We start from the raw sequence: 10,639 nt of genomic DNA on the forward strand, positions 1-10,639 counted from the left end.
ACCTGCGCATCGATGCTGTCGATCTCTTTGCGCAGTTCGTCCAGCGAGGGCGGAGCGGGTGGTAATTTCGACATGTTCAAAACCTTCGGGACGGGAGGCGTGATAGCTCCCGTCAAGCTTGCCGGGCCGGCTCCGGGGAGCCGGCGGGCACGGCCATTGATTAGGTAAGACGGTGCCGGAAAGCAAAGAAAACATGGAAGATTTGGCCGCGGGCCAGTTGGGCAATTTGACCGGGGCATGCCCATATTGACGGCAGGCGGGTGTGGGACTAGTTTCTGGGCTCTTCCGTGGTCATTTGAGCCGGCCGGCTTGCAGCCACGTTAAACAACTCGCTAAACAGGCCGGGGACAGTTTGATCCCGGCCGAGCTATTTGTTCAGGCCGGGTTTTTTATGGCCTGATTCCGGTTTTGGTTTGAGAACCTCCTGAGGAGGCCGGTATCAAGATGGTAAATGTCGAACTGGTGAAGAGTCCGGTTGTCCGCCCCGATGAGCGCGGTCATGAAGCAGATCATCCGACCTCCCTGGTCGCGGTTTTTGGTATGGATCAGCCGCTGCGGCTCGATTGCGGCATCGACCTCGCCCCGTTCCAGATCGCCTATCAGACCTACGGCACCCTCAATGCCGACAAATCCAATGCCATCCTGATCTGTCATGCGCTGACGATGGATCAGCATGTCGCCAATGTGCACCCGATCACCGGCAAGCCCGGTGGCTGGCTGACGCTGGTTGGCCCCGGCAAGCCGGTCGATACCGACCGCTATTTCGTGATCTGTTCCAACGTCATTGGCAGCTGTATGGGGTCCACCGGTCCCGCTTCGACCAACCCGGTTACCGGCAAAGTGTGGGGGCTGGATTTCCCGGTGGTCACCATACCCGACATGGTCCGTGCCCAGACGATGCTGATCGACCGTCTCGGGATCGAGCAACTGTTCTGCGTGGTCGGCGGCTCCATGGGCGGCATGCAGACGCTGCAATGGACCGCGGCCTATCCGGAGCGCGTGTTCTCGGCGCTGGCCGTTGCCTGCAGCACGCGGCATTCGGCGCAGAATATCGCGTTCCACGAATTGGGTCGTCAGGCCGTGATGGCCGATCCCGACTGGCGCGGCGGGCGCTATTTCGAGGAAGGCACGCATCCGCATCGCGGCCTTGGCGTCGCGCGTATGGCTGCGCATATCACTTATCTGTCGGATGCCGCTCTGCACCGCAAGTTCGGTCGGCGCATGCAGGACAGGGAATTGCCGACATTCTCCTTCGACGCTGATTTCCAGGTCGAAAGCTATCTGCGTTATCAGGGCTCGTCCTTTGTCGAGCGCTTCGACGCGAACTCCTATCTCTATCTGACGCGTGCGATGGATTACTTCGATATCGCGGCTGACCACAACGGCAAGCTTTCGGAGGCGTTTCGCGATACGCAGACGCGCTTCTGCCTGATGTCGTTCACATCAGACTGGCTGTTTCCCACGGCGGAATCGCGCGACGTCGTGCATGCGTTGAATGCCGGCGGTGTGCGCGTTTCCTTTGCGGAGATCGAGACCGACAAGGGCCACGATGCCTTCCTGCTCGACGTGCCGGAATTTCTCGATATCGCCGATGCATTCCTGAACTCCGCGGCCTCCGTGCGCGGTCTGCCTGTCACGGGGACATAGAGATGGCGTTTCCACAACAGACCTTGCCGCTGAACTCTGCGGTGGCGACGCCAGCGCCGCGCGGCACGGAGAACTATCGCGGTGACCATCTGCTGGTTGCTGAGATGATCAAGCCGGGCTCGAAGGTGCTGGACGTCGGCTGCGGCGACGGCGATCTGCTGCAACTTCTGGAAAGTCGCGGTATCGACGGCCGCGGCATCGAATTGTCGCGCGAGGGCGTCAACCGCTGTGTCGGCAAAGGCCTTGCAGTCGTGCAGGGCGACGCGGACACAGATCTTGTCAACTATCCCGACGATGCGTTCGACTACGTGATCCTGTCGCAGACGCTGCAGGCGACGCGGCAGCCGCGCGTCGTGCTGGAAAATCTGCTGCGTATCGGCCGCAGCGCCATCGTGTCGTTTCCGAATTTCGGCTTCTGGAAGATGCGCGTGCAGCTGCTTGTCGGCGGTCGCATGCCACGTACGGAGAATCTGCCGGCGACGTGGTACGACACGCCGAACATTCACTTCTGTACCATCAAGGATTTCGTTGTGTTGTGCGACGAGATCAACGTGAAGATGGAGCGCGCCGTCGCGCTCGATCTCTACGGCCGGCCGTTACGTCTCAATGCGCCGTGGTGGTTCTGGAACATGTTCGGGGAGCAGGGCGTTTTCCTGCTGAGCCGCGCAGGTAAATCCGCTCAGCCCTGATCGCGTGTGGATTTCTGCAGGATGGGGGCAGAAATCCCGCGTTCTGCGCGATATTTTCGCCGTGTATCGCAAGGCGATGCACGCTGGGGGTGCGCATAAAAAGCTAATTTAAATAGGTAATAGGGGCGTGCCTTGCGCGGAGCGGGCGGCTGCCATGTCTATACGTATTGCAACCGTTGAAGTTGAGGCGATTCACTCTGTTGTCGCCGTTAAAAAAACGTCATCTGTTCCGTTAGAGGTCTTGTTATCGCCATACCAACTTCGTTACCACGCCCGTCCCGATTGTTGGCCCGCGTATTTGGGCCGATGGGGTTCGGGGGTGTTAAGAGGAAAAATTTGGTATGGTTCAGTTCTATGCGTATCGTCGTGCACTTCGCATCTCGGCTCTAGCGGTGTGTTCGGCGGCAGTTCTCGCGTCGGTCTCTCCTGCGTCGGCACGACCTCAGCACGGCGCCTCGCGTCACTCGCATCACGTCGGCAAATACACACACAGTGCTCGTCATCACGTCCGGCATCGCGCGCGTTATGCGCGGCACAGAGCCGAATCCACGCAGCAGGCGCCTTCGTTTGGCGACTCCGCGAATTTCAATAACGCCAATGCAAGCATGAACCAGCCATCCGGTGGCTTTGGCGGTTCGGGTATCGTTGACGCTGCGCGCAGCTTCATCGGTCGCGGCAATCCGACCGCGCGCGGTCGCTTGTGGTGCGCAGCGTTCATGAATCTCGTATTGAAGCGCACCGGCCATCAGGGCACCGGTTCGGATATGGCGCGCTCGTTTTCGAGCTACGGCCAGCGCGTCTCCGGTCCGCAGGTCGGCGCCATCGCGGTGATGTCGCGCGGTCGTCGCGGCGGTCATGTCGGCGTCGTCTCGGGCGTCGATGCCAAGGGCAACCCGATCATCGTCTCCGGCAATCATGGCAACCGCGTCGCGGAGTCGGTCTATTCGAAGGGCCGCATCTACGCTTACGTGATGCCGACGAGCTGATCGCTCTGCATCGTCCCCTCTCCCCTTGTGGGAGAGGGTGGATCGAGCCGCGAAGCGGTTCGATCCGGGTGCCACAGATCCCGCGCCCAGCATGCCCCCTCATCCGGCACGGCCTCCGGCCGCGCCAGCCTACTCCCAAAAGGGAGAAGAAAAAAGATGAGCGTGCTCTTGGCCTCTACTCTTCCGCTACAATCTCATCACCTGCGGCGATCGTGCCGCCGGTGATGACCTCAGCGTAAATTCCGCAATCGGCATGACCGTAGGTCTGCAACAGCGTTTTCGGAATCGTCAGATCCCGCGCGGCCGTGTCCGGATCGACATTGGTCGCGGCGCATCTCACGATCCGCTTCACGACCTTGAGCCGGGTGCCGCCGATGGCCAGCGTCCGGTCGATCAATTCGAACTCGTGCCAGGCCGGCCAACCCGTCACATGCAGGTTGCCGCGAAAGCGCAGCGGATGCACCGGCTGCCCGACGGTCTTTTCGAGATCGGCCACGCTGGCGAGGTTGATGATCGAGACGACCTTGCGCGGCACGTCCGAAAAGCTATGCCCGTCCGCGAACAGCACCTTTGGCGGCCCGCGTAACTCATCAGCAAAGTTTCCCGCAAAAAACGCTTCGATCTCTGCGCGTCCCTCGGCCGTCCGCAGGTCGGCTCGTACGGCCTCGCTATTGTCCTGCCGGATCGTCAGCGTATGGCTGGCGTCGTCGTAATGGCTGCGCAGCGCCGCGAGGCGCTCGTTGCGCATCAGCATCAGAAACTGGGTCTTCGGAAAATATTGCGGTGCCGCGGGGTCAAATCCGATCGGGCCGTTCTCGATGGCATAACGCCGATCGGCCGGGAGGGGCTGGCCGGGCGTCAGTGCCACCTCTGTCAATGGTTCGGGCGTCAGGCCCTTTACGGGGTAGCGGTAGATGCTGGCAACGCTGGCGCAAGGCTGTTCCGACATGGTTCCGTTCTTAAGAGATTTGGGCCCGTGGCGCCATTGCCTGGCCGATTGGAATTTTATGCGGACCCCTTCCGTTTTGGGAACCCACTGCCCACATTTCCATCAAGCTGGTTTTAACGCCAACGACGACTGCGGCCGATTGACGACCATCAATGCGGCCCGTGGAAACCCAATGAAGATGCCCCATCTGTGCTTTCGAGGTGGACAGGGCAGGCCGAGGGAAAACATACGATGAATATTGAGAAATACACCGAACGGGTGCGCGGCTTTATCCAGTCGGCGCAATCATTGGCCGTGCGCGAGGGCCATCAGCAATTCTCGCCGCTGCATATTCTGAAAGTGCTGCTGGACGACAGCGAGGGTCTGGCCGGCGGGCTGATCGACCGCGCCGGCGGCAACTCCCGCGCCATCCTGAAGGCGACGGAAACTGAGCTGGGCAAGATACCCAAGGTCTCGGGCGCAGGGGCCGGCCAGGTCTATCTGGCGCCGGCGACCGCCCGCGCGTTCGACGCCGCCGAGCAGGCGGCCGACAAGGCCGGCGACAGTTTCGTCACCGTGGAGCGTCTGCTGCTCGCGCTTTCGCTCGACAAGGATTCGGAGGCCGGCAGCCTGCTCAGCAAGGGCGGAGTCACCCCGCAAAATCTCAATGCCGCGATCAATGCGCTGCGGAAGGGCCGCACGGCGGATTCCGCCACGGCCGAAAACGCTTATGACGCGCTGAAGAAATATGCCCGCGATCTGACCCAGGCCGCGCGGGACGGCAAGCTCGACCCGGTGATCGGCCGTGACGAGGAAATCCGTCGCACGATTCAGGTATTGTCGCGGCGAACCAAGAACAATCCCGTGCTGATCGGCGAACCCGGCGTCGGCAAAACCGCCATCGTCGAGGGCCTCGCGCTGCGCATCCTCAATGGCGACGTGCCGGAGAGCCTGAAGGACAAGAGCCTTCTCTCGCTGGATCTCGGCGCGCTGATCGCCGGCGCGAAATATCGCGGCGAGTTCGAGGAGCGGCTGAAGGCCGTACTGGGCGAGGTGACCTCGGCCGAAGGCGGCATCATCCTGTTCATCGACGAAATGCATCAGCTGATCGGCGCCGGCAAGGGCGACGGCGCCATGGACGCGTCGAATCTCCTGAAGCCTGCACTGGCGCGCGGCGAGCTGCATTGCATCGGCGCCACTACGCTCGACGAATATCGCAAGCATGTGGAGAAGGACGCGGCGCTGGCGCGGCGTTTCCAGCCGATCTTCGTGGCGGAACCGACGGTGGAAGACACCGTGTCGATCCTGCGCGGCTTGAAGGACAAATACGAACAGCATCACGGCGTCCGCATCACGGACTCCGCGCTGGTGGCTGCCGTGACGCTGTCGAACCGCTACATCACAGACCGCTTCTTGCCGGACAAAGCCATCGACCTGATGGACGAGGCTTCGGCGCGGCTGAAGATGCAGGTCGATTCCAAGCCCGAAGAACTCGACTCGATGGACCGCGAGATCGTCCGGCTCAAGATCGAGCAGGAGGCGCTTGGCAAGGAAACCGATGCCGGCTCGAAGAGCAGGCTCGAAACGCTTAAGAAGGAACTCGCCGAGCTCGAGGAGAGATCGGCGGCGCTGACCCAGCGCTGGTCGGCCGAGAAGAACAAGCTGTCGAATGCGCAGAAGCTCAAGAGCGAGCTCGATGGCTTGCGCCTTGAACTCGCCGATGCACAGCGCCGCGGCGAATATCAGCGTGCCGGCGAACTGGCCTATGGCCGGATTCCGGAGCTTGAAAAGCGGCTGGCCGATATCGAAGCCAACGAGAATGCCGGCGAGATGATGGAAGAGGCGGTGACCGCCAACCACATCGCGCAGGTGGTCTCGCGCTGGACTGGTGTGCCCGTCGACAAGATGCTGGAAGGCGAGAAGGACAAGCTGCTGCGGATGGAGCTGAGCCTTGGCGAACGCGTCGTCGGCCAGGCCGAAGCGGTGCGTGCGGTAGCAACGGCCGTGCGTCGTTCACGCGCGGGCTTGCAGGATCCGAACCGGCCGATGGGTTCGTTCATGTTCCTCGGCCCCACCGGTGTCGGCAAGACCGAGCTGACCAAGGCGCTGGCCTCGTATCTGTTCGACGATGACACCGCGATGGTTCGCCTCGACATGTCGGAATATATGGAGAAGCACTCGGTCTCCCGTCTGATCGGCGCGCCTCCGGGCTATGTCGGCTATGACGAGGGCGGCGCGCTGACCGAAGCTGTCAGGCGTCGGCCCTACCAGGTCGTGCTGTTCGACGAGATCGAGAAGGCGCATCCGGACGTGTTCAACGTGCTGCTGCAGGTGCTCGACGATGGCCGCCTGACCGATGGTCAGGGCCGCACTGTCGATTTCCGCAACACGCTGATCATCATGACGTCGAATCTCGGCTCGGAATTCCTGGTCAACCAGCCCGAGGGCGAGGATACATCTGCAGTTCGCGATCTGGTGATGGGCAATGTCCGCGCGCATTTCCGGCCGGAATTCCTGAATCGCGTCGATGAGATCATCCTGTTCCACCGCTTGCAGAAGAGCGAGATGGGTCGGATCGTTCAGATCCAGTTCGCGCGGCTCGCCAAGCTGCTGGAAGATCGCAAGATCACGCTGGTGCTGGAGGACGAGGCCCGCGACTGGCTCGCCGACAAGGGCTGGGATCCCGCCTATGGCGCCCGTCCCCTGAAACGCGTGATCCAGCGCAACGTCCAGGATCCGCTGGCCGAGATGATCCTCGCCGGCGACGTCAAGGACGGCGACCATGTCGACATAAGCGCCGCCGGCAACGTCCTGACCTTCAACGGCAAGCCGGCGCGGACCGCGGAGATCGCCGAATTCGAAGCGCCGGTGTCGAAGCGGCATCTGAACTGAGCGGTTTGACGTAACCTGAATGAGCGGCCTGAATCTTTCGGTTCAGGCCGCTTTTCTATTATCGGGAGCCATTTATGACCCGCATCCTGGTCGCCGGCGCCACTGGTCTCGTCGGCCGGCATGTCATCATCAAGGCGCTTGCCGACAGTCGGATCACGCGCGTCGTTGCGCCGACGCGTCGGCCGCTTGAGGCGCATGCGAAGCTCGACAACCCGCTGGTCGATTTCGACCGGTTGCCAGCCGAGGCCGACTGGTGGGACGTCGATGGTGTCATCTGTGCGCTCGGCACGACGCGTGCCAAGGCCGGCTCGGATCAGGCGTTTCGCGTCGTGGATCATGATTACCCGCTCGAAATCGCCCGGCTGGCGCGCAAGCACGGTGCTGGGCGTTTCGCACTGAACTCCTCACTCGGCGCAGATGCGCACTCAACGCTGCTTTATCCGCGTACCAAAGGCGAAGTGGAGGAAGCGCTGAAGGCGACGGGCTTTCCGTCTTTGACGATTGTGCGGCCGGGCCTGATCGGCGGTGATCGCGATGAATTCCGGCTGGGCGAACGCATCGCGGCAGCGGTGCTCGGTATCTTCGGTCCGGTCCTGCCGCGCAGCTATCGGATCAGCCCCGCCGAGAAGATTGCCGATGCATTGATCGAGGCCGCCGTGACAGGCGCGCCCGGGGTTCACTTGATCGGGTCTGCAGAGCTCGCGGCGGATTGATCGCCAAACCTCAGCGTCCCTGCTGCCGGCCTCGGCCGGCGTCAGGCATGCGGCATCGGTCTGACGCGCAGAACCAGGCGAAAGATACGAATTTAGCGGCTGGTTATGGGCCGTGCTGGTGGTACCGCGCCGGTCACGCCGGCATCTGACACGCGGGCGCCCGGGCCACGCATGGTCATCTGACCGTCGATCCGGTCACGTTCCTTCTCGAAGCTTGCCATCATGGGACCTTCGAGCGAGCGTCCGCGCGGCAGCTTCACGCGCATCGGATCGACGAAGCGGCCGTTGACCAGGATTTCGTAGTGAACGTGAGCGCCGGTGGACATGCCGGTCGAACCGACGAAGCCGATGACCTGGCCCTGCCGCACGCGCTTGCCGGGCTCCATGCCCTTGGCGAAGGCCGACATATGACCGTAGGCGGTTTCGTAGCCGTTGTTGTGCTTGATGCGGATATATTTGCCGTAGCCGCCTTCCCAGGCGGCCTTTTCGATCACGCCGTTGCCGGATGCGAAAATCGGGGTGCCGTAGGGCGTCGACCAGTCCACGCCGGTGTGCATCTTGGTGTAGCCGAGGATCGGGTGGCGGCGTCCGCCGAAGCCCGAACGCATGATGGCGTTATTGACGGGTTTGCGGACCAGGAACTTCTTCGCGCTCTTGCCGGTCTCGTCGTAGTAGTCGACGACCGAGTCGTCCGCGGTCTGGAAGCGATAATATTTCTTGGTTTCGCCGCCCACCGTGAGCGAAGCGAACAACACTTCGGTCTTTTCGGTGATGACGGCGCCTTCGTCTTCGCCGGCAAAGAACACATCGAACGAGTCGCCGGGCTGTACTTTGCGCTGGAAATCCACGTCGTAGGAGTAGATCCGGATCATGTCCTCGATGACGGTAGCCGGGACCTTGTTGCGCAGCGCCGTCTCGTAAATGCTCTGATAGAGCCGCACGCCGGTGCCGTCATCCTCCTCGTCATCCTCCGACGCGCTTGGTGCTTCGGCGACGGTGTTCATGGTGGAGACATCGACAGCGACGTATTTGCCGAGATCCGAGAGGGCGGCGACCGCCTCGATGGTGGAATCGTTGGCGACGATCACGCGGTAAGGCTGCAAGCGCTGGCCCGGTCCGGCCGGCGACATCAGAATTCGAACTTTCTGGCCTTCCTTCAGTCCGCCGTCGCGGCCGCGGGCGCCCAGCGTCGTGGCAATGGCCTTGGCTTCCTCGGGCATCGCGCCCTGGTCGCGCAGGATCGTCAGGATGGTGTCGCCCTTCTTGACGATATGGATACGCTCGCCATTCGGGTTGCCGCCGGTCGCCTGATCCTTGGTCTTGGCCAGCAGGGTGACGTTTTCCGGCACGATACGGGTTTCGAAGCCGGCATAGGGATCGGCCGTGGTGCCTTCGGCGGCATAGGCCATCTTCATGTCGGGCTGTCCGCCGAGATCGCCGGTAGCGCTGGCGACCGTCGTGTACCTAACGCCGGTATTGCCGCGCCAGTGGGAGGCGTCGCGCACGCGCATCAACACTTCATCGATGGCAACGCTGGCGCCGATCTTGGCTTTAGGCAGCACCTGACCGAGATCGCGCGTGACGAAGGAGACTTCGGCATCGGGCTCTACGGCATTCGGATTGACCGCGGCGTCGTCGCTGTTCGGAGTGGGGCTGCCGACATCGGTCAGCAGGCGCTGTGCATTGAAGGGCGGGATCTTGGCACTGAGATCGCTGGTCGCCATCACCAGATTGCCGGAGATGCGGATGAAGGGCCGCACGCGCATCACGTCGCGATTGCCGACGCGGGTGACGGTAGAGACTTTGAGCACCTGACGCGCGGCGGAAGCTTCGCTCGGCGGCGGCAGGCGGTCGGCCTTATGCAGGCTGGCTTGTTTGTCGGTGGCACTAAAGGCGCCGCGCAGCGCGCCTTCGACACGTTCGGGTACCTTGGCAAAGGTCATCTCGCCGTCGAGCGACGCAAAAACGGCGCCGCCGATCAGAGCCGCGCCGCAGAGACCTGTGAGGATAGTACCGCTGAACCATTGTACCGAGACGCGGCGGCGATCGATCACCGCAGCTTCGGAGCCGTCAACGGATAGCGGCGGCTCGTGGCCGAGATCGATCATCCCGGTCTCACGATTATAAGCGCCGCCGCGTGACAGTCCGTGATTCAAGCCGACATCCCCCGAATTCCCAGCATCATGCGAAGAGTCTTCCCCAGGCACATCGCATCGACGGTCGAACAGTGCGCGCCAAAATGCTGGCCGAATGGACGAACGTCAATGCCGCAAACTCTTTCGCTCTGTTCTTGGCCCGGAAGAGCGGTGCGATGCCGCAGTTCATCCCTCCGGGGAGGCCAGCGAGCCCAGATCCCGTCCGGCCGACCCCAAAAAGTTTCAGGGGCGACGCAGAATCTTTGCTCAAGGCATGCTCAGAACGTCGGAGGAATGTGGCTCTTGTACGGCGTCACCCCTGAAAAACCTACGCTTTTTGCCCCGCAGCGCCTCTTCCACAGCACGTGACGATTTTCTGACGAAGGGCGTTGACAGTTTCGGGTGAGGGGGCCTATAACCCGGCCACTGAGCGCGGCGGCGCCGGGGCCCACCGGCCCGGGCGGTTGTCTGTGTCTCGGAAGCTCATCACCGCGAAGAGTGCTTCAGTAGCCGATAGGTGTCGGCTGCTGGTCTGTTGTCGGGTGATTATGCGACAAGAATTTCTCCCTTGGTGGAGAGTGACGTTTCGGCGTCGGGCTGTTTGACAAGTTAAATTGAAGAAAGAGAAACGTGGACGGCGGAGTCCTTG

7 protein-coding genes and 1 riboswitch are annotated in these 10,639 nt (G+C 62.1%); of the genes, 5 read left to right on the forward strand and 2 right to left on the reverse strand.

What is annotated here, in order from left to right:
- Positions 1-277: 277 nt before the first annotated feature.
- Positions 278-357: riboswitch (SAM riboswitch) on the forward strand.
- Between the two features lie 87 nt (positions 358-444).
- The 3 genes from ACEK02_RS12355 to ACEK02_RS12365 all read left to right on the forward strand — a co-directional run bounded on the left by ACEK02_RS12355 (position 445) and on the right by ACEK02_RS12365 (position 3,322).
- Complete coding sequence (locus ACEK02_RS12355) at positions 445-1,647, forward strand: homoserine O-acetyltransferase (RefSeq protein WP_371422003.1); 1,203 nt, start codon at positions 445-447, stop codon at positions 1,645-1,647.
- Positions 1,648-1,649: 2 nt separating this feature from the next.
- Positions 1,650-2,336 (forward strand): methionine biosynthesis protein MetW, encoded by a 687-nt coding sequence (gene metW / locus ACEK02_RS12360; RefSeq protein WP_371422004.1) that lies wholly within the window; start codon positions 1,650-1,652, stop codon positions 2,334-2,336.
- Between the two features lie 341 nt (positions 2,337-2,677).
- Complete coding sequence (locus ACEK02_RS12365) at positions 2,678-3,322, forward strand: TIGR02594 family protein (protein ID WP_371422005.1); 645 nt, start codon at positions 2,678-2,680, stop codon at positions 3,320-3,322.
- 175 nt (positions 3,323-3,497) lie between these two features.
- Here ACEK02_RS12365 and ACEK02_RS12370 read toward each other — a convergent pair whose 3' ends face one another.
- A complete protein-coding gene (locus tag ACEK02_RS12370) occupies positions 3,498-4,271 on the reverse strand; it encodes an MOSC domain-containing protein (protein WP_371422006.1) in 774 nt (257 codons plus the stop codon).
- Between the two features lie 231 nt (positions 4,272-4,502).
- Between ACEK02_RS12370 and clpB the strand changes: the two genes are divergently transcribed.
- Together clpB and ACEK02_RS12380 are read left to right on the forward strand one after the other, a co-directional pair.
- Positions 4,503-7,142 (forward strand): ATP-dependent chaperone ClpB, encoded by a 2,640-nt coding sequence (clpB, locus tag ACEK02_RS12375; RefSeq protein ID WP_371422007.1) that lies wholly within the window; start codon positions 4,503-4,505, stop codon positions 7,140-7,142.
- 74 nt (positions 7,143-7,216) lie between these two features.
- A complete protein-coding gene (locus tag ACEK02_RS12380) occupies positions 7,217-7,855 on the forward strand; it encodes an NAD(P)H-binding protein (RefSeq protein WP_371422008.1) in 639 nt (212 codons plus the stop codon).
- A 92-nt stretch (positions 7,856-7,947) separates the two neighbouring features.
- Here the strand turns inward: ACEK02_RS12380 and ACEK02_RS12385 are convergent, their stop codons facing one another.
- The gene (locus ACEK02_RS12385) at positions 7,948-10,011 is read right to left on the reverse strand and encodes a peptidoglycan DD-metalloendopeptidase family protein (RefSeq protein WP_371422009.1); all 2,064 of its coding nucleotides are present in this window, start codon (positions 10,009-10,011) and stop codon (positions 7,948-7,950) included.
- Between the last annotated feature and the right edge of the window lie 628 nt (positions 10,012-10,639).

The organism is Tardiphaga sp., from assembly GCF_041424195.1.
In the GTDB taxonomy this organism is placed as follows: domain Bacteria; phylum Pseudomonadota; class Alphaproteobacteria; order Rhizobiales; family Xanthobacteraceae; genus Tardiphaga.

Excerpts from the sequence above, each read along its gene's own strand:
- ACEK02_RS12370 (WP_371422006.1), bottom strand. The coding sequence starts at position 4,271 with ATGTCGGAACAGCCTTGCGCCAGCGTTGCCAGCATCTACCGCTACCCC.
- clpB (WP_371422007.1), top strand. The coding sequence starts at position 4,503 with ATGAATATTGAGAAATACACCGAACGGGTGCGCGGCTTTATCCAGTCG.
- metW (WP_371422004.1), top strand. The coding sequence starts at position 1,650 with ATGGCGTTTCCACAACAGACCTTGCCGCTGAACTCTGCGGTGGCGACG.
- ACEK02_RS12380 (WP_371422008.1), top strand. The coding sequence starts at position 7,217 with ATGACCCGCATCCTGGTCGCCGGCGCCACTGGTCTCGTCGGCCGGCAT.
- ACEK02_RS12365 (WP_371422005.1), top strand. The coding sequence starts at position 2,678 with ATGGTTCAGTTCTATGCGTATCGTCGTGCACTTCGCATCTCGGCTCTA.
- ACEK02_RS12355 (WP_371422003.1), top strand. The coding sequence starts at position 445 with ATGGTAAATGTCGAACTGGTGAAGAGTCCGGTTGTCCGCCCCGATGAG.